10 protein-coding genes are annotated in these 21108 nt (G+C 68.9%); 8 read left to right on the top strand and 2 right to left on the bottom strand.

Features of this window, described 5'->3' with window-relative positions; translation table 11 throughout:
• Positions 1 to 3 precede the first annotated feature (3 nt).
• Complete coding sequence (locus M2317_RS06825) at positions 4 to 969, bottom strand: glycosyltransferase family 4 protein (protein WP_429458577.1); 966 nt, start codon at positions 967 to 969, stop codon at positions 4 to 6.
• On the bottom strand, positions 966 to 2075 hold the full coding sequence (locus M2317_RS06830) for a glycosyltransferase (protein WP_429458579.1): 1110 nt from the start codon (positions 2073 to 2075) through the stop codon (positions 966 to 968). Before M2317_RS06830 ends, M2317_RS06825 begins: the two co-directional genes overlap by 4 nt.
• Positions 2076 to 2199: 124 nt before the next feature.
• Here M2317_RS06830 and M2317_RS06835 point away from each other — a divergent pair, with 124 nt between their 5' ends.
• From M2317_RS06835 to rplC, 8 genes are all read left to right on the top strand, one after another.
• Positions 2200 to 4308 (top strand): hypothetical protein, encoded by a 2109-nt coding sequence (locus M2317_RS06835; protein ID WP_429458581.1) that lies wholly within the window; start codon positions 2200 to 2202, stop codon positions 4306 to 4308.
• A 74-nt stretch (positions 4309 to 4382) separates the two neighbouring features.
• Positions 4383 to 6119, top strand: coding sequence for a DUF4012 domain-containing protein (locus M2317_RS06840; RefSeq protein ID WP_429458583.1), 1737 nt, complete (start codon positions 4383 to 4385; stop codon positions 6117 to 6119).
• Positions 6120 to 6175: 56 nt separating this feature from the next.
• Positions 6176 to 7702 carry a sugar transferase gene (locus M2317_RS06845; RefSeq protein ID WP_429458584.1) on the top strand — a complete coding sequence of 509 codons (1527 nt, stop codon included), beginning with the start codon at positions 6176 to 6178 and terminating at the stop codon, positions 7700 to 7702.
• A gap of 697 nt (positions 7703 to 8399) precedes the next feature.
• Positions 8400 to 9647 carry a DUF222 domain-containing protein gene (locus tag M2317_RS06850; RefSeq protein ID WP_429458586.1) on the top strand — a complete coding sequence of 416 codons (1248 nt, stop codon included), beginning with the start codon at positions 8400 to 8402 and terminating at the stop codon, positions 9645 to 9647.
• A gap of 532 nt (positions 9648 to 10179) precedes the next feature.
• Positions 10180 to 10392 carry a hypothetical protein gene (locus tag M2317_RS06855; protein WP_429458587.1) on the top strand — a complete coding sequence of 71 codons (213 nt, stop codon included), beginning with the start codon at positions 10180 to 10182 and terminating at the stop codon, positions 10390 to 10392.
• A 178-nt stretch (positions 10393 to 10570) separates the two neighbouring features.
• Complete coding sequence (locus M2317_RS06860) at positions 10571 to 19417, top strand: DUF5979 domain-containing protein (RefSeq protein ID WP_429458588.1); 8847 nt, start codon at positions 10571 to 10573, stop codon at positions 19415 to 19417.
• Between the two features lie 714 nt (positions 19418 to 20131).
• Complete coding sequence (gene rpsJ, locus M2317_RS06865; RefSeq protein ID WP_017201594.1) at positions 20132 to 20440, top strand: 30S ribosomal protein S10; 309 nt, start codon at positions 20132 to 20134, stop codon at positions 20438 to 20440.
• Positions 20441 to 20448: 8 nt separating this feature from the next.
• Positions 20449 to 21108 (top strand): 50S ribosomal protein L3, encoded by a 660-nt coding sequence (gene rplC, locus M2317_RS06870; protein WP_264156988.1) that lies wholly within the window; start codon positions 20449 to 20451, stop codon positions 21106 to 21108.

A 21108-nucleotide genomic window follows, 5' to 3' on the forward strand; every position in this document is an offset into this window, starting at 1 on the left:
CGGTCAGCCCAACATCCGGCTGATCGTCTCCGAGACGATCCGTGCCGTGCGGCCCCAGTCGTACCCCTCAGGCGGATCGACCCGCCGCGCCGAGGACACCGCGCCGGTCAACGCATCGGCCCACTCATGCGCGTCGTCGGGCGACGAGACCGCCCACCCGCGCTCGCCCACGATCTCGGCGACCGCTTCGCACCCGGCCCAGTACAGCACCGGCACACCGCAGCGGATCGACTCCAGCGCTGGTAGCCCGAATCCCTCCAACATCGACGGCATCACCGTCGCGGCGGCGCCGCGATAGAGCCCGGCGAGCTGCTCGTCGTCGACGCCGCTCACCCAGCGCACCCTGGCGCCGACGCCGCGCTGCGTCGCCCGCGCGCTCAACTCGGTGATCTCGCCCGCGGGCACGACGGCCACCAGGCGCACGTCGCGCGCCGAGCCGAGCGCGTCGAGCACCGTGTCGAGGTTCTTGTGCGCGCGCCCGTTGCCGACGAACAGCAGGTACGGATCGGCGGCATCCGCGGCATCCCCGGGGAAGAACGCGTCGGAGCATCCATTGCCCGCGTTGACGATCTCCACCGCGTCGTCCTCGACCCATTCCCGCAGCGCCCGCGCGGACGTCTCCGACACGGTGAGCACGACCCCGGCCCTGCGCACGACCCGTCGCACCGGTCCGGCGTAGTAGGCGGCGAACTTCCACCTCGAGAGCCCGGGCGCCTGCAGCTGGATCAGATCGTGCAGCGTGAGCAGCTGCCGCCGGGCCCGCACGAGCGCGCCGTAACCGGGGGAGTAGACCACGGCATCCGGGGCGGCGGCCGACGGAACCGATCGGAACGCGTCGGTCGGACGGAACGGCGTGCCGTCGAGCCCCAGGTCCTGCCACGGAACCGTCAGCCGGGGGAGCACCTCGGCCGCGTACCGGCCGATGCCGTGCGTGCCGCGGTACCGGTCGTCCACCAGCACGCGCGTCATGCGCCTGCTCCGTCGACCGAATCGTGCACCCACGCGCGGATGCGGTCGGCGAAGACCTCTTCCGAGAACAGCATCCCCTGCGTCCGGCAGTCCTCGGACGAGACCCCGGATGCCGTCGTGACCGCCCTGCGCAGCTCATCGTGCGACCAGTGCTCGACGAGCGCGCCGGTACGTCCGTGCACGATCGTCTCGGCAGTGCCGCCGATCGCGTTGGCGATGACGGGGCGTCCGGCGGCCATCGCCTCGACGGGGACGATGCCGAAGTCCTCGATGGCCGGGAACACGAGTGCGAGGCAGCGCTGCAGCAGCGCCCGGTACAGCTCCGTGCCGGGGGAGTCGACGAAGACGACCCGGCCGGGCGCGCGCTCCGCGGCGAAGGAGCGCAGACGGGCTTCGTCCGGGCCGGCTCCGGCCAGCACCACCGGCACGTCGGCCGCGACGCCCGCCTCGATGACGAGATCCAGCCTCTTATAGGGGATGAACCGCGAGAACCCGAGCAGGAACGTCTCCGGCAGGGCGTCGAGCGTCTCCGCGTCGTGCTCGTCGAGCTGCGCGGGACGCAGGAACCCGGTCACATCGACCGGCGGGTGGATGACCGTGCTCTCGCGATGCCAGGCCTGCGCGATCCGCTCCTGCACGAACACGCTGTTCGCGGCGATCGCTGCCGGCTCCTGCGCTCGCCGCCGATCGAGCCGCTTCAGGGGCGCGGCGATGGCGCGGGCGGGAAGCGAACTCCCTCGGCCGTCCAGTTCCGGGTTCCAGATGTAACGCGCCGGGGTGTGCGCGTAGACGAGCTTGGGCGCGTGACGTGCGGTGCCGCCGAAGCGCGCGTGGTGCGCGAACAGGTGCGAGCTGGCGAGGATCCACTCGGCATCCACGTCCGGCAGGCCCCGCCAGGCGAAGGGCATCAGGGGGAGCGCCGCGGCCTTGTGGCCGCGCAGCGGCGTGCGGGCGAGCCAGGTCTCGCCGTCCACCGTGAACCGGCCGTCGCTGTCGTTCCAGAGGCAGTAGCGCGCGGCATCCGGGAAGATCCGCGTCAGCGACTCGAAGACGTTCTCGGACCCGCCCCTCGGGGCGAGCCATTCGTGCACCAGCACGCCGCTCACGGCACGGGCCTTGCACGAAGAAGCATGCACCGAGTCTAGGGAGGAATGCTCGCACGACCGACTCCGGGGTCTGTCAGGTTGATGCCGGTAGGTTTGAAGCGACCACCCGGGGGGAAAGGACACGATGGCTCTGCGCTTGACGAAGAAGACCACGATCATCATCGCGAGCGCGGCGGCCGTGCTCCTGGCCGGAGGAGGCGTCGCGACCGCTGCGGTGATCCTGTCGCAGCAGCCGGAGCCGCAGCCCACTGCGGAGTCCGAACCCACACCGAAGCCCACGGCGACCACGCCGCCGCCCGAGCCGCTGGCCGAGGTGCCGGTGACGAACGTCGCGCGTGCATCGATCGACGGGTGGACGCTCGCCGACCGCACGGTCGTCGGCGCCGTGCTCCCGGAGGTCGGCGACGCCGCCACCGGTGCCGTGTCGCTGCGGGTGGATGCTCCGGCCGACGACCCCGACATCATCGCCGCCTCCGCGCCGGTCGCCCTCGTGCCCGAGACCGAGTACACCCTCCGTCTCTCCGCGCGCCTGCTGGCCGAGAAGAAGGCCGACACCGGCATCCGCCTGAATGTCGCAGGCCAGACGTTCACGCTCGACGAGCTGGATGCCGAGTGGGAGACGATCGAGTTCCCGTTCACGACTCCGGCCGACCAGGCCGCCGCCTCGACGGTCGACATCGTGCTCTCCGGAGCGGTGCGCGGGTTCGGCGTCGACGACGTCTCGATCACGGGTGCGAGCGGAGAAGAGTTCGTCGCGAACGGCTCGTTCGAATCCGTGCAGGCCCCGGGCGGCATCGTCAACGACTCGCTCATCCTCACCGACAAGAGCGCGGTCATCGCCGTCGCGGCCCCAGCGGGAGCCGTGACCTGGAGCGCGACGTCCACCTCCGGCGGCGACCCGATCACCGGCCAGGCGACGGCCGAGGGGCCCCTGACCGCGCTGCCGCTGACCGGCGTGCCGCAGGGGCACTACGCGATCGCGGTCGACGACGCATCCGGTCGGCACATCGAGACGAACGTCGCGGTGATCGACACCGGAACCTTCTACGTCCCGCACGACTCGCGCTTCGGCGTCGCCGCCCACGTCGAGAAGGAGACCTTCGTCGGCACGGGGACCATGGCCTCGGCGCTCGGCTTCGCCGAGGTGCGCAACGACATCTCGTGGGAACGCAACGAGAAGACCAAGGGCCAGTACACCTGGGATGAGAACTACGTGCGCGAGTTCTCGCGCATGCATGCCAACGACGTCAAGCTGCTCGGCATCGTCGCGTACGGCAACCGGCTCTACGGCACCCGTCGGGCGCCGTCGGGCGAGGAGTCGATCCAGGCGTATGGCGCGTATGCGAAGGCCGTCGCCGACCGGTTCGACATGGTCGGCCTCGAGGTGCTGAACGAGTTCAACCACCGCGAGACCGACGTCCCGTGCGGCCAGGCACCGTCCTGCTACGTGCCGATCGCGCAGTCGGCCTGGGATCACGTCAAGCCGGCGCATCCCGACCTTCCGCTCGTCACGGGCTCCACTGCGCTGTACGACCGCGACTGGTTCGTCGGGTTCTGGCAGGCCGGAGGGATGCCGGTGACGGACGTCGCGAGCTACCACCCGTACGAGTCCTGGATCGACCGGGACGCCGACCTCATCGCCGGAACCGTGCAGCAGTCGATCGCGGACATGCAGGAGGTCGCCGGCGAGACGCGTCCGGTGTGGGTCACCGAGATGGGCTTCCCCACGCACTACGACGGCGTCACCGCTGCCGAGCAGGGTCAGATGATGGTCCGCAACGAGGCGCTCGCCTTCGCGAACGGCGTCGAGAAGTACTTCTGGTACGACCTCGTCAACGACACCCCCGATCTCGCCGCCGGCGAGGCGAACTTCGGTCTCTACGAGAACGGACCGCGGGCGGACGTCGTCGCGCTGGCACCCAAGCCGGGAGCCTTCGCGCAGGCGCTCATGATCACGCAGATCCGCGACCGGGGCTTTCTGGCCGACGAATCCGACGACACGAGCTCCGTGCAGGTTTTCGGCACGGGTGACGACGAGCTCCGGGTCGCATGGGCGAAGGATGCCGACGTGCAGCGCGCCTTCGCATCCGACGTCGCGCTGTCGGTGACCGACCTGTCCGGGCACACCGAGCTCGTCCAGCCGGTGGACGGTCAGGTCACGGTGGCCCTCGGCGCATCCCCGGTGTTCATCGCAGCGCTCGAGGCGGAGGAAGCGGAAGCGGAAGCGGACTGACCGCTCTCGGCATCCTCCAGAATCGTCGCAGGTAGACTGCACCGGTTGCATCCCGTACGAAAGGCAAGCCCTCCATGAGCGCTGAGAGCAGGCGCGCGCAGAGCGTCGACGAGCAGACGTCGGACAAGTCCCGTCGGCGGCGACGCGTCTGGTTGATCCTCACGCTCGTGATCATCGCCCTCCTCCTCGCCGTGTGCTGGGTGGGTCTGCGTGCCATCGCCGTCAAGGACGGACTCGTCAAGAGCCAGGAGCTCGTCAGGGAGATCCAGGCCGGCGGGAGCCTCGATGAGGCGCTCCCCGCGCTGTCCGAGAGCGCCGCGAGTGCGGCGTCCGCGGCATCCGATCCGGTCTGGTGGCTGATGGAGTGGGTCCCGGTGGCGGGCGACAACCTGCGGGGCGTGCGCCTTGCGGCGCAGTCCCTGGACGCGCTCGTCAACGGGGTCGCGATGCCCGTGATGGATGACGGTGATGACAGCATCCCCGTCACGGTGCGTCTGCTCGATGCATCCGAGGAGGAGGGCGAGCGCATCACCCAGCTCGCGGACGGGCTCGAGTCCGTCTCGAAGTCGCCGTTCCTCATCTCCGTCGTGCGCGACGGCGTCGATCAGGTCGACGAGGTGATGTCGGCGGCGGCACCGATGATCGGCATCCTGCCCGAACTGCTCGGAGGCGACGGCGAACGCAACTACCTGCTCGTCTTCCAGAACAACGCCGAGTCGCTCGCGCTCGGCGGCAGCGCCGCGGCGCAGACGCTGGTGAAGGTCGACAAGGGCGTGATCTCGATGGGCGCGCAGGGCGACAGCGGGAGCTACCAGAACGGCACCGCCGTGGACGTCGCCGTCCCGGACAGCGCGATCCAGTTGTACACGAGCTACCTCGTCGACCACATCAACACGTCGACGAGCCGCCCTGATTTCCCCACGGCGGCGCAGATCCTGCGCGCCTGGTGGCAGCGGGACATCGCGCCGGATGAGGTCGCTGGCGTCATCTCGATCGACCCGATCGCGCTGTCGCGCATCCTCGTCGCGACCGGACCCATCGAGCTCGCATCGGGCGAGGTGCTCTCCGAGGAGAACGCGGTCTCGCTGCTGCTGAGCGAGGTCTACGGACGCTGGGACTCGTACAAGGAGCCCGAGCTGGTCGACGGATTCTTCGCCGACACTGCCGCCGCCGTCTTCGACGCGATCGCCAAGGGAGACTTCAACATCAAGGACATGATGTGGGCGATCACCGAGAGCGCGAAGCAGGGCAGTGTCCTCGTCTGGGGCGATGACGAGCAGATCGCCGAGGCGATCAAGGGCACCCGGATGAGCGGCATCCTGCCCGAGAACAACAAGAACACGACCTCGGTCGGCATCTACTTCAACAACAGCAACGGGTCGAAGATCGACTACTTCACCGAGACCGCGACGTCGGCGACGGCCGTCTGCGAAGGGGACACGGCGACGTACACGGTGACCGGGGCGCTGACCCTTCCCCTGACGCAGCGCCAGGCCGAGGCGCTGCCGCGCTACGTGCAGAGCATGACGTTCGGTGCGCGTTTCCGTGACTGGATCTACGTCTACGGCCCTCCGGGGACGACGCTTGCGGATGCCACGTTCAACGGCGACGAGGTCTCGGTGATGCACCGCGACGTCGACGATCTCGGCCGTCCGGTCGTCGCGTTCGAGGCGTGGTTCGACCCGAGCGACTCGGTCGACGTGACCGCCACGTTCGTCGGCCCCAGCGGCGATTACGGCCCGCTCCAGGTGCTGACCAACCCGATGGTCAACAGCGAGAAGCCGGTCGTCAAGGACGGCTGCGCCGGCTGAGAACGGGGCGTCCCCTCCCCGGAAATTCCAAGACCGCTAGAATGACTGCGGTTCTGGTGTCCGTACAGGGGGTGATGGTCGTCGTCGTTCAGCTTGAGCGCGGCAGCTCCGACTCCTCGGAGGAGCCGATGAGGCCTGCGCGGATTCCGGTCCAGAAGGCTCGCCCGGGTGCATGGACGCGACGCTATGCGAGCCGGCTGTTCTACAGCGACGTCGTCGTCATCCTGATCGCGCTGGTGGTCTCGGCGACCATCGTGCTCCCCGCGCTGTCCACCGGCGTCTCCTGGCCGAGCGGGCCGCGGATCTCGTACATCACGGCGCTCGTCGTGATCGGGGTGCTCTGGCTGCTCGCGCTCGACGCGACGGATTCCCGCGACCGGCACATCGTCGGTCAGGGTGCGGATGAGTACCGCCGCATCGTCAACGCGTCGGTCGTCGTGTTCGCGGTGACCGTCGCGATCGCGTTCTTCCTCGGGATGAACTTCTCGCGTGCACTCGTCGCGGTGGTCTTCCCACTTGGGCTCGTGCTGCTCCTGCTGTCGCGCTGGCTGTGGCGTCAGTGGCTGCGCCGACGGCAGAAGGCCGGGCGGTACCTGCACAGGGCCGTGGTGGTCGGCGAGCCGTCGAAGGTGGCCCATGTCGCGCGCGAGATCCGCCGGGCCAAGAGCAGCGGGTACGAGATCGTCGGCGTCATCACCGAGGGCGCGTCCGAGGACGTCGTCGCCGGCTTCGAGGTGCTCGGCGACATCGCGAACGTCGAGACGCTGCTGGACGACGTCCGCTTCGATGCGCTGATCATCGTCGGGTCGGACGATCTCGATCCGCTGACGATGCGGCATCTCGGGTATGCGGTGTCGGACCGCGACATCCAGCTCATCATGGCGCCGGTCCTCACCGACATCGCCGGCCCCCGCCTGCACACGACGCCGGTCGCAGGCCTGCCGCTCGTGCACGTCGACTTCCCGCGGATGGAGGGCTCCAAGCGGTTCCTCAAGCGCACGTTCGACATCATCGGCTCGATGCTCATGCTCGCGCTGCTCTCGCCCGTCTTCCTCATCACCGCGATCGCGATCCGCGTCGACGGGCCGGGGCGGATCTTCTACTACCAGGACCGCGTCGGCCGCGGCGGGCACACGTTCGGCATGCGCAAGTTCCGGTCGATGGTGGCCAACGCCGACGACCAGCTCGCCACGCTGCTCGACCTGCAGGGCAAGGGCGGTTCGCCCCTGTTCAAGGTCGAGGACGACCCCCGCATCACCCGGGTCGGTCGGTTCCTGCGCAAGCATTCGATCGACGAGCTGCCGCAGCTGATCAATGTGTTCCGCGGAGAGATGAGCCTTGTCGGCCCTCGCCCGCAGCGCGCGTCCGAAGTGGCGCTGTACGACGACGTCGCGCACCGGCGCCTGCTCGTCAAGCCAGGGATGAGCGGACTCTGGCAGGTCTCCGGGCGCTCCTCGCTGTCGTGGGAGGAGACCATCCGTCTCGACCTCTACTACGTCGAGAACTGGTCGCTCATGCAGGACATCATCATCCTGTTCCGCACCGTCCGTGCGGTCTTCCGGCCCGGCGCGACGGCGCACTGATTCTCGGGGGTCGTCCGCGGGCTTCGGGGGTCGTCGGCGGGCTTCGGGGCCGTCGGCGGGCTTCGGGAGTCGCGGCGCGGGGACCGGCTGGCGTGGCGGGCTTGCGATGCCGTGGCGGGGATCGGCTTTGGATGTCGTGGCAGGGAGCGGTTGGCGTGGCAGGAATGCGGCGGCGGGCGGGCGGCAGGCAGGGTGGGCATCGAGTGTCAGCGTCATCAGCGCCGTCATGTGCGTTCACGGGATCGTGCAGCCGGTGAAGCTGTGGTCCGCCCATTGGGCGAGGGGCCGGCCGTGCGCTGAGGTTGTCGCGGAGTCTGGCCGGGGCGGTGAGGCTGCAGTGGCGGGGCTGGCGGGGCTCGGCCGTGTGGCGGGTTCGTCGGCGGGCGGTCGGGCGGTGGGCGTCGAGCGCCGTGGTCATCAGCGTGGTCATGTCTGCCGGGGACCGTGCATTCCCTCGCGGCACAGTCCGCCCTGAAGCTGATACCAGGCGGTCTGCGTCTGTGGCCGGTGGGAGCAACTACGTCGACTAGAGATATTCGAATATTTCTTTCGAACATCTCTTCCATTTTGGATGCTGTCGGGGTAGTCTGGGGTTATGTCGACGACGCATCTGGATCCTCTGCACGAGGCGGTTAGCCGCCTCGATGCGGTGTGGTCGGATGCTTCGGATGCGGCGGGTCTGGACCGGGCGGGACTCGTGGCCGCGAACGCGGCACTCGGGGTGCTGCACCGGCTGGTGGATGGGTTGGAGGCGGAGGTCGCGGCGCGGATCGCGCACGAGTCCCGGCCCGAGCTCGGCGCGGAGTCGCTGGCGAAAGAGCAGGGGTTCCGCACCGCGGGACAGTTCGTCGCGACCGTCACCGGACGGTCTTCCGGGGAGGCGTCGCGGTTGGTGAGGGTCGGGGAAGCGACCGCACCGCGCAGCGACCTGCTCGGGGCGCGGCTGCCGGCGAAGTACCCGGCCGTTCAAGCCGCCCTCGCCGGTGGGCGGATCGGGGCCCCGGCGGCCGGGCTCATCATCGCCCTGCTCGACCGGGTCCGATTCAAGATCGACATGGATCGGCTTGCCGAGGCAGAGGCCGCCCTGGCAGACAAGGCGGCCGGGTTGTCGTTGGACGAGGTCCGTAAACTCCTCACCCACACCGAAGCGCACCTCGACCCCGACGGAGTCCTGCCCCGGGAGGAAGCAGCCCGCGCGCAGAACAGACTGGTCATGTTCGAACGCGAGGGGCGCCTGCACATCGACGCCGATGTCGACGTCGCCACCGGTGCGCCGATCAAAACCGCGATCGAAGGGCATGTCACCGCGGTGCTGAACGCGCGGGCGAACGCCCTCGACCCGGACGCTCCGGACGCCGACCGGCGCAGCATCGGACAGTTGCAGGCCGACGCTCTCGCCGATATCGCCGCCCACGCCCTCGGCTGCGACAGCAACTCCCCCGCCCTGGCCGGGGCGACCGTGATCGTCCGGGTCGGGGTGAACGACCTGACCGATGGAACCGGATACGCGACCATCGACGGCATCGACCAGCCCATCAGCATCAGCGCCGCCCGACGCATGGCCGCATCCGGGGGCGTCATCCCCTACGTCCTCGGCACCGACAGTGAGATCCTCGACTGGGGCCGGGAGAAACGCTTCTTCACCCGCACCCAACGCCTCGCCCTCGTCGAACGCGACGGCGGCTGCGCCGGATGCACCCTCCCACCCTCCATGACCCGCGCCCACCACATCGACTGGTGGCAACGCGACCAAGGACGAACCGACCTCGACCGCGGGGTCCTGCTCTGCGACAACTGCCACCACCGCGTCCACGACAACGGGTGGGAAATCAGAATCGAAGGCACCGGTGTGACCGCGAAAGTCTGGTTCATCCCCCCACCCAGCGTCGACCCCGAACGCACCCCACGCCTCGGCGGCACCGCCCGCTATAACCTCGCCGCCTGACACCGGCGACGCCTGAAAGCTTGTGCGTCGATGGCGCTGAGCACCTTTAGCGTTCCAGCATCGAAAGCACTTGAGCGCCGCTGGCGTTTCGAGCGCCGACAGCACTTGCGAATCAGTCTGCCCGAGCGCCGACAGCGCCTAACCTCCTCGCCGTCTGCGCGCCGACAGTGCCTGACCTCCTCACCGTCTGTGCGCCGACAACGCCTGACCCTCACCGTCTGCGCGCCGACAACATCTGGTCTCCTCACCGCCTGACGCCGATGGCACGTGCGGGATGCGCAGACGCCGGAGCGCACCCGCCCGCACGAGCACGGCGCCCATCGTCGGGAAGGCGTCAGCGCAGATGCGAAGCGATGCCATACACCGGCACCGCTGGCAACACGCCCGCCGCCTGACGCCAACCGCACGGGTGGGCACGCGTGAGACGTGGGGTGACACCGCATCCGTCCCGACTCTTCCCCTCGCGGCATCCGCCGGACAGAATGTGAGAGTCGGCCGGAACAGGCCGGCAGAGAACCGGATAGGGGATGCAATGGGAATCGATGAGGCAGTCAACAAGGGCAAGGACCTCTACGAGGAGCACAAGGACAAGATCGCCGAGGCCGTGAAGAGCGAGCAGGCTGAGGACATCAGCGACAAGGTCCTCGACGGAGTCGCCGACTTCGCGAAGAAGGTCGCCCCCGGCGCCGCCGACAAGATCGACGAGATCCGCGACGGAGCAGACAAGGCCGTCGGCAACGAGTGAACTCCCGAAGCGCCTCTGCAGCCTGATCCGACGGCTGCAGAGGCGCTTCGTCGTTCCGGTGCGCGGTCGCCCGTTGCGGACGAGGGGGCCTTTACGCTCCCAGTCTTCGTTCAGTAGGTTCATAGGCGGAGGGGGGCTCCGTCGGTGCTCCCTCAACGAACGCACGGAGAGTCACAGCATGCCCTCGAACGCAGCGGACACCAGGTCGCCATTCCTCCGAGTCCTCGTCGCAATCGCCGCGGCCTTCGCCTTCATCCTCGCGGGGCTCGTCGTGCCGACCGCCGCACAAGCGGCGGAATCGGCCGTCACGATCGACAAGCAGGTCGACGGGCTCGATCTTCAGGACGGGCTGGCACCCGGCGACGAGTTCATCTACACCGTCGACCTCGCCTGCTTCGATGCGGACTGTCAGAACGTCGTCCTGACCGACACGCTGCCGGCCGAGCTCGCCGGCTTCGAGATCGTGGGCGCGACCTACACGCCGACGACGGTTCCGCTGACCCTCACGAGCGAAGGATGCGTCGAGGACGGAGCAGGCAACCCCGTCGAAGTCAGCGATTCGTGCACGTACGAAGTGGACTTCCAGCAGCCGATCGACGACGGCGCCGGCGAAGGGCTGGCCGCGGGCGGAACACTGAAGCTCAGCCTCGCGCTGCAAGTCCCTGCGGATCTGCCCGCCGACTGGGAGTACAACACCGATCAGGTCACCAACACCGCCAGCACCACGTGGGACAACGGGCCGGGCGAGGTGCCGACCACGATCACGGACTCCGCCGACGTCATCGTCACCGTTCCGACGACGGTCGCGGTTGAGGCATCCAAGTCCTGGGAGCCTGCGTCGCAGCAGTTCGAACCGGGCGTGGAGTCGACCATCACCATCGGTGCGCAGAACCAGTCGAACCTCGGCGGGGACTCCCTCGTCATCCAGGAGCCGACCAGCGCCGCCGACGGCGCGAACTCCCTCGGCGCCGACAACCCCTTCCGCATCGTCGACTTCGCCGGCTTCGCGTCCACGACCCTCCCGCCGGACGCCACCACCGTCCAGGTCGACGCATACGTGTACGACGAAGGGACGGGCACCTGGAGCTGGGTGTCCGGTGCCCCGGCGGCGGCCCCCGCACTGCCCGACGGCGTCGAACCCGCAGAGGTCGGCGGCATTCGGCTCACCTATGCCGGCGGGACGATCGAGGCGGATGCCGCGGCATCCACTGCCTTCACCGTCGAACAGCGCTCGACCGACCGCAACGACGACTCGAGCCTGAACACCGGTTCCGCCGTCACCAACGAGATCACCTCGACCGTGAACGCGGGCGATCAGACCGACAGCGACACAGCGGAAGCGCCCTACACGATCGGTGCGCTGACCATCGATGTCGGCGCCGAGAAGACGATCACCCCGGGCGAGCTGGCCGCCGGGGGAGAGTCGACCGCGCAGCTCGTCGTCCGCAACGACTCCAACGGCCCAGTGCAGACCATGACGGTGTCCGAGCAGGGCTTCTTCGACGCCGACATGGTGTTCGGCGGGTTCCCCACCGGCATCGCATACCCGGCCGGCGCGACCGCGGCCACCATCACCTGGTATGTGGACGGAGTGGCGCAGACGCCGGTGCCGTTCGCGAACGGCGAGGCGCCGGTCGCGCCGGCCGGCGTCATCACCGGGTTCGACATCGTCTTCACCGGTGACATCGAAGCGGGCGCCGCAGCCACCTTCGACGTCACCATCCTGCCCGCCGTGACCTTGGTCAGCGAGGCCGAGCCGACAGCCAGCCGCACCAACACGATCGACGTCACCGCCGAGAACGCGGTCGGCGAAGCGACGAACGAGGCAGAAGCTCCGATCACGGTGTACTTCCCCGAGATCAGCATCGCGCTCCAGAAGAACATCAGCCCCGGCGGCGCGGTCGAGCCCGGCACGAGCGTCGTCGCGGGGCTCACCGCCACGACCGGATCCGGCACGGCACAGGTCTCGCCGACCCAGATCGTCGTCGAGGACTCCTGGCGCGAAGGCGACAGCGGCGACTTCTGGAACGCGTTCGACGTCGCCGGCATCGCCCCCACCCAGGTGCCGGCCAACACCACGCTGACGGTCGTCTACTGGACCGCGGACGGTGTCGAGAAGACACTGACCGTCGTGCCCGCGCAGCCGACGGCGCAGACGTTCCAGATGACGAGCGCCGAGATGGCCGCCGCGCTCACGCCGCCCGACACGCTCTCCGACGTCACGGGCATCCGCTTCGTCTTCGACAACCCCGACGGCTTCCCCCAGGGCTTCAGCGTCGAACCCAACGTCGTCTTCGACGCCCGCAGCGAGCTGCGCGACGGCAGCGGCCCGACGGACGCCCGCGACGAGCCCGAGGATGACGCCGCCGCTCAGGAGCCGACGATCTACGAGGACGAGGCCCGCGCGCAGAGCCACGCGGATGTCGACGGCATCCCTGATGGCATCTCCAGCGACATCGTCCCCGCCACTGACACCATCGGCGTGCAGGTTCCGGCCGACGGCGAAGGGCCGGTCGGCGTCGACAAGCGCTGGGTCGACAGCGGCGACAAGACCACCGACGTCAACGTGCTGGATGCCCAGTCCGGCGCCGTCGTCTCCACCCGCAACGAGTGGCGCGTCGGCACGCCCGGTGTGCAGCAGCTCATCCTCAGCGACCCGGCGACCCCGGACGGCCAGAACCCGGACGGCCCCGCCGACACAGTGTTCCAGGCGTTCGACCTGCTGAGCATCGACCCGGTCAGCCTCGCGGACGATCCGCTGCTCGCGTGGGATGACATCGCCGAGGTGCGTCTGTTCACCGACGGCGCGTGGACCGTGATCCCCGCTCCGGACGGCAGCTGGACCGCTGCCGACGGCAGCTTCAAGGGGTACACGCTGACCGCGGAGCAGACGGCGGGCACCACCGGCGTCGCGCTCGTCTACGTTTCCGACGACGCGGCCCGAGCCGCCAGCACCGACCCGACCAGGCCCGAACCCGGCTCGGGTCTGGCGACGTCGGCCGTCGGACAGTACCGCCCCAGCTTCCTCACCTGGGAGCTGCGCAACGTCGTGCGTGACGACGCCGGCCTCGACGCGCCCTGGGTGACGCAGGACCAGCTGTTCAACGACGACGAGAGCGGCACGATCTGGAACACGGTGCGCGGCGACTACGTGACCGCAGAAGGGCCGGGCTTCGACAGCGATCAGGACAACATCGCGTTGATCGACCAGCCGCCGCTCGTGAACGTCACCAAGACCGCGGAGCCGGCCACGGTCACGATTCCCGAGTCGGCCGACGTAGACCCGGCGAACTACCCGACCGTGACCTTCGACATCGTGGGTGGGAATGGCAGCACGGCGCGCGCGTCGTACGTGCGGCTCACCGACCCGATCACGTGCGAGGCCGGAAGCATCGAGGACTGCGTCAGCGCTCCGGACGCGTGGGACGCCGACCCCTTCGACGGGGCCGCCTACGACGCCGACTCGAACCCGTACGAGCGGCTGAACATCCTCTCGCTCGCGTTCGCCTATCCCGCGTCGGTCGACCCGACGGCCTCGATGGCCACCCTTTGGGATCGCGCCGAGGACGGCACGCTCTCCACGAGGACGATGTCGATCACGGATGCCGCGGCACTCGCCGAGGGCGATCTCGCGACCGTCGTCGGTGTGAGCGCCGTTTTCCAGGGCACCGACCCCGAGACCGACGGCGGGCTCATCGCGAACGGCGACGATCTCGGCATCACGATCCAGACCCGCGTGCGCCAGTACGAGCGCAGTGACGCCGACCAGCTCGTCGCACCGGGAACCGTCGACAACGACGTGATCGCGCAGTCGTACGATCCGGTGCTCACCCCGAGCGGGCAGGCTTCGACGCCGTTCGACCAGAGCGACGCGTCGGTGCAACTGCTCGTCGCGATGCTCGACGCGACCCTGGAGAAGACGATCGCGCCGGAGACGCTGCTCGAACCGCAGCTCGGCGACCCGGTCGCCGTCACCCTCGACGCCACCGACGGCGAGTCCACCGCTGCGACGCACCAGGTCGTCATCACGGACGACGACGCCGACTTCTGGAACGGAGTCCGGCTGGCGGACACGCCGAACCTCGCGGCCACGCTTCCCGCAGGTGCCGATCAGGTGCGCATCGACGCGCTTGTCGGAGCTGACTGGACCGAGGGCGCGTTCGGTCCCACCGCAACCCTTCCCGCCGTCGACCCAACCGCGGTCGTCGGTCTTCGCGCCGTGTACTCGAACTCGACAGGCGAAGTGCTCTCGCACGCCAATCCGCCCGCCGACTGGACGGCTCAGCTGCGCTTCGACGTGCAGGTGCTCACCACCCAGCGCGACGGCACCGAGCTCGCACCGCCGGCGACGATCCCGAACCAGGCCACGGTCCTCAGCGAACGAACCGACGGGCGCTACGCCGATGCGGACGACACCGCCGACGCCTCTCTGAACGTCGAGCCCGGCACGCACACGATCGACGTGGTCAAGGCCCAGCCGGGAACGAGCCACATCGTGGGGATCGGCTCGTCGCTGCCCTGGACGCTGACGTTCACGAACACCGGCACCGGGTTCCTGACCATCGACGAGCTGGTCGACACGCTGCCCGAATACCTGGAATGGGACTTCTCCGACCCCACGTACGTGACCAGCGACGGGGGAACGCTCTCGACGGATGTCACCGCGGTCGCCGACGAGACGGGCAAGATCATCACGTTCACCTGGCCGGAGGGCGGGCAGCAGATGTCGCCCGGCGAGTCGTTCACGATCACGATCAACCTCACGCTGCTGCCCGGACTCGGGCTCGAGGAGTTCACCACGAACTCGTTCGTGGTGACCACGGCGGAGGAGCTGTCGGCCTGCACCAACACGTCGGGCAACGGCGAGGGCACGATCGATGGGCTCGACGCGAACCAGTGTGGCACGACCAACTACGTCCAGCCCGCACCCGGTGGCGCGCTTTCGGCCAGCAAGTGGGTCAAGGGCGAGATCGACGGCGCCCTCGTGGACGGCCAGGTGAACCCGGCCAACCCTGCCCAGGCATGCCCGCTCGACGCGGACGGCTACACGCGCATGCCGTGTGCCGCCTACACGGCCGTCGGTGCGACCGATGACTGGAAGGTGTCGGTGCTCAACGCCGGCACGGTCGGCTTCCCGACGGTCTCGATCGTCGATCCGCTCCCGCAGCCTGGCGATCGGATGCTGGCCACGGGCTCCGCACGCAACTCGACGTTCGCGAACGTCCTGATCCGGGAGTCGCTCTCGCCGGAAGCTCTGCCCGCGGGGGCGACCTACACCTTCGACGTCACCACGTCGGCGGCCCCCTGCTACGGAACCGGAACCGGGTCGGCCTGGTTCGGCGACCTGCTGTGCGACACCACCGCGGACTGGGTGCCCATCCTCGACTACACCGGCGCGTGGGAGGCCGTGACCGGCATGCGTGCCACGATCGATTTCGCCGCGACGGCATCCGGAGTGTTCGGCCCCGGCGACGAGCTGGGTCTGCACTACCAGACGCGCAACACCCCGGCATCCGCCGAGTTCCCCGACCTGGCGCCGATCGAGGTGCCCGATCAGGGCGGCTTCGCCTGGAACCAGATCGGTGCCGTCGGCACGGATGCCGCTGGTGCCGAGTACTCGGTCGCCCCGGTGCAGGCCGGCGTCACACTGCTCAACGGCGATCTCGGGCTCGAGAAGGTCATCGACGGCGCTGCCGACCTGGCCCCGGACGCCTTCCAGTTCGACGTCGTCTGCACCGTCGACGGCGTCCCGCTGACGCTGCCGGGCGGAGGGAGCGTCACGCTGACCGCCGACGCCGACTACACGTCGCGCATCGACGGCCTGCCGCTCGGATCGGTCTGCGACGTCACGGAGACCGGCGACCCCGGCAGCTACGGCGAGATCGACCGCTCCGAACCTCAGCAGGTCGAGATCACGACTCCGGCGACCGACGATGGCGAGATCCCGGAGACGCAGGTCGCCTCGATCACGAACACGTTCCAGTACAGCGGTCTGTCGGTCACCAAGACGGTGGAGACGGATGCCGAGGGCGCGTCGTTCGGTCCGTTCGACTTCACGCTGTCCTGCACGGACCCGCTCGGGGAGCCGGTGGAGTTCGAAGGCGGCGTCACGGAGCTGCCGTTCACCCTCAGCGACGGTGAGACGTTTACCGCACCGGAGGACACGATTCCGGCGAACTCGACATGCCTCATCACCGAGGTCGACAGCGCCGCCGCGGACGAGATCGTCGTGGTCGGGAACAACGTGACAGACAACGGGGACGGCAGCGCGACCGTGCTGGTCGGCACCACGGACGCCACGGTCGAGTTCACGAACGGCTTCGACTCGGGCATCCTCACCGTGCAGAAGATCGTCGACGGCGAGGGCGGCGCACTCTACGGCGACGGTCCGTTCGACTTCACGGCCGTGTGCACCTACCAGGGCCAGACGCTGCTGGATGAGACGTTCGTGCTCGAGCCGGGCGCGCAGCGCACGTTCGGCGTCTACCCGACCGGAACGGAGTGCGTCGTCGCGGAGACGAGCACCGGCGGTGCGACCAGCACGGTGCTCGACCCGGTCGACGGCGTCGTCGTGATCAGCGACGACGCGGATGCCGCGGCCACCGTGACCGCGACGAACACGTTCGATCTCACGTCGATCCAGATCGTCAAGGAGATCACGGGGCCGGCAGCCGCCTACGCCGACGACGAGTACCTCGTCGACGTCGTCTGCACCGTCCGCGGACAGGACGTCCCGCTCGGCGACGACGCGGTGGTCGAACTGAACGAGGCGAACGGGTTCGCCTACCGCATCGACGGCATTCCGACCGGCGCGTCCTGCGACGTGACGGAGCAGGGCGAGCTCGGCGAGTACGGCGAGACCGGACGCACCGGGTCGCCGACGGTCATCGACGTGACCGAGGTCGTCGCACCGGATGCCGAGGTCCCCGCCGCGCAGGTCGCGACCGTGACGAACGACTACACGTACTCCGGCCTGTCGATCAGCAAGATCGTCGACACCGAGGCGGAGGCCGAGTTCGGTCCGTTCGGCTTCACTCTGACCTGCACGAGCGCGACCGGCATCCCGGTCGTCTTCGACGGCGACGCCACCGAGGTGGCGTTCACGCTCGAAGGCGGTGAGACGTTCACGGCTCCGGAGGACACCATCCCGGCGAACTCGACCTGTCTCATCGCCGAGGTCGACAGCGCAGCCGCCGACGAGATCGTCATCGTCGGCGACAACGTCACAGACAACGGCGACGGCACGGCGACCGTGCAGGTGGGCACGGAGCCGGCGAGCGTCGAGTTCACGAACGGCTTCGACGCCGGCATCCTGACGGTCCAGAAGGTCGTCGACGGCGCCGGAGCCGAACTGTGGGGCGCAGGTCCCTTCGAGTTCACCGCCGTCTGCACCTACCAGGACCAGACGCTGCTGGACGAGACGTTCGTGCTCGAGCCGAACGCCCAGCGCACATTCGGGACTTACCCGACCGGTACCGAGTGCACCGTCGCCGAGACCGAGACGGCCGGCGCGACCACGTCGGTGCTCGATCCGACCGACGGCGTCGTCACGGTGGGCGAGGACGAGGGTGCGACGGTCACGGCGACCAACACGTTCGCCCTCACGTCCATCGAGGTCGTCAAGACCGTCACCGGCGACGCGGCGGACTACGCGTCCGACGAGTTCCGCGCGGACGTGGTCTGCACGGTCGGCGGCGCGAACGTCCCGCTCGGCGCCGACGCATCCGTCGTGCTGAACGAGGCGAACGGCTTCACCCAGCGCATCGACGGCATCCCGACGGGTGCCACGTGCGAGGTGACCGAGCAGGGCGCCGTCGGCGAGTTCGGCGAGACGACCCGCCCTGCGCCGGTCGCGATCGTCACGGCAGATGCCGTCGTGACCGAGGACGACGAAGTGCCGGCGGAGCAGACGGCCGAACTCGTGAACGACTACGCCTTCTCCGGCCTGTCGATCACGAAGCGGGTGGATGCCGAGGCCGAGGCGGGCTACGGTCCGTTCGACTTCACGCTGTCGTGCACGAGCGCCACCGGGATCCCGGTGACCTTCGGCGACGCGGGCACCGAGCTGACGTTCTCCCTCGAGGCGGACGGCACCTTCACCGCCCCGGAGAACACCATCCCGGCACGCTCGGAGTGCCTCATCACCGAGGTCGGCGCCACCGCTGATGGCATGGTCATCACAGGCGACGGCGTCACAGACAACGGCGACGGCACGGCATCCGTTCAGGTCGGAGTCGATGAGGCGGAGATCGAGTTCACGAACTCGTTCGACTCCGGCGTCCTCACCGTGGGCAAGGTGGTCGACGGAGCTGGAGCGGACCTCTACGGCACCGGCGAGTTCACCTTCACCGCGGTCTGCACCTACGACGGACAGACGCTGCTGGACGAGACGTTCGCGCTCGCCGGCGGTGCGACGCGCTCGTTCGGTCCGTACCCGACGAACACCGAGTGCGTCGTGGAGGAGACGGATGCCGGTGGCGCGACATCCACCGTGCTCGACCCGAGCGACGGCACCGTCGTCCTCGAGGCGGACGGCACCGCGACCGTCACGGCGACCAACACGTTCGATGTCGCATCGATCACGGTCACCAAGGAGCGCGTCGGAGACCTGAACGCCGACGGCGCGCACGGATCGTTCACGGTCCGCCTCGAGTGCGCGGACGGCGTGACCGTCCCCGGCGGCGCCGAGCGGGTGCTGAGCGCTCAGGGCGGCTACACCACGGTTTTCCGGGACCTCCCGGTGGGTGCGGACTGCCGCATCTCCGAGACGGATGCCGGGGGAGCGGTGAAGACGACCATCGTCGTCACCGCAGCCGACGGGACCGCGGCCACGAGCGACGGCACCTCGGCCGATGTCGCGCTGGACGGCGACGTCGACGTCGAGATCACGAACGAGTTCGTCGCCGGCCTCCCGGCCACCGGACTCGCGATGCCGATCATCCTCGGCATCCTCGTGCTGCTGCTCCTCGGAGGCGGTGCGCTGGTGCTGCTGATCGCCCGCCGACGCCGGGCACTGGACGCCTGACGACGCGGTGAGAAGGCCGGGTGCGAAATGCTCGCACCCGGCCTTCGTCATCCCCTATGCTGAGTGCAGCCGCCTGGGGATCTTGCGGCTGGGATCGCGAAGGGGTTCGCGATTCCGAATCGCACGGCTGGGCCGTGCACACGACTGGGGAACGACTTTGGGGATCGATGCTTCCGCGACGCCTTCTGCGCGTCGCGCGCTGCCGCAGCGGCAGTCGATCCGCCGAGCCTCCGACGGGGATCGGGGCGCTCCTCCCGCGCCCTGAACCCCGCGTTCGGCGCGCCCCCTCGCGCTGAACGCATCCCCACGTGGGGCGAGGCATGGGGATGCCTCGCCCCACGGTCGTGGCCTCGGATGCCGGCGCGACACGCCCGGGTTTGCAGAACCGAAATCAGTCATGGCAGAATAGGTGAGTTCCACATTCCGGGGGTGCGCTGTGCGCGTCGGCCGGATCACTACCAGGGCAGTGCATAGACGGCGCCTCTTCGTGAGGCAGCAGGGTTCTAGGCCGCGGGTAGAAGAACTCCCCGACACCTCTGCTGAGAGGTTCTGCCGTGCGCCGCGAGGGGCACGGACTGACAGAAGAACAGTGGTGCGCAGATCGGCTCTTCGGAGTCGTTCGAGTGCCGAGGCGTGAACAGCGCCATGGTGCGTCCAATGCCCCTGAGTCACCCGGCCCAGGACGGTAAGACGCTTGAAGAGAGTGAGCAGACAATGGCGGGACAGAAGATCCGCATTCGCCTGAAGTCGTATGACCACGAGGTCATCGACACGTCGGCGCGCAAGATCGTCGACACTGTGACCCGTGCGGGCGCAACCGTCGTCGGCCCCGTGCCGCTTCCGACCGAGAAGAACGTCGTGTGCGTCATCCGGTCGCCCCACAAGTACAAGGACAGCCGCGAGCACTTCGAGATGCGCACCCACAAGCGTCTGATCGACATCGTCGACCCGACGCCCAAGGCCGTCGACTCGCTGATGCGTCTCGACCTGCCGGCTGACGTCAACATCGAGATCAAGCTCTGAGGATCGACATGGCTGACATCAACGCAAAGATTTCCAAGGGTCTGCTGGGCACCAAGCTCGGCATGACGCAGGTGTGGGACGAGAACGGCAAGATCGTTCCCGTCACCGTCATCGAGCTCGCACCCAACGTGGTCACGCAGGTCCGCACCCCCGAGAAGGACGGCTACAACGCCGTTCAGATCGCCGCGGGCCAGATCGACCCCCGCAAGGTGAACAAGCCCCTGACCGCTCACTTCGAGGCCGCTGGCGTCACGCCGCGTCGCCACGTCACCGAGATCCGCACCGCGGATGCCGCTGACTACGCGCTCGGCCAGGAGCTCACGGTCGATGGCCTCTTCGAGGCCGGCCAGCTGGTCGACGTCGTCGGCACCAGTAAGGGCAAGGGCACCGCGGGTGTCATGAAGCGTCACAACTTCAAGGGCGTCTCCGCATCGCACGGTGCACACCGCAACCACCGCAAGCCCGGCTCCATCGGCGCATCGTCGACCCCGAGCCGCGTCTTCAAGGGCATGCGCATGGCCGGCCGTATGGGTGGCGAGCGCGTGACCGTCCTGAACCTCACGGTGCACGCCATCGACGCCGAGAAGGGACTCATGCTCGTCAAGGGCGCCGTCCCCGGTGCACGTGGCCGCGTCGTCTACGTCCGCAACGCAGTGAAGGGTGCCTGA

It is taken from the genome of Microbacterium sp. ZKA21, assembly GCF_050434165.1.
Taxonomy (GTDB): domain Bacteria; phylum Actinomycetota; class Actinomycetes; order Actinomycetales; family Microbacteriaceae; genus Microbacterium.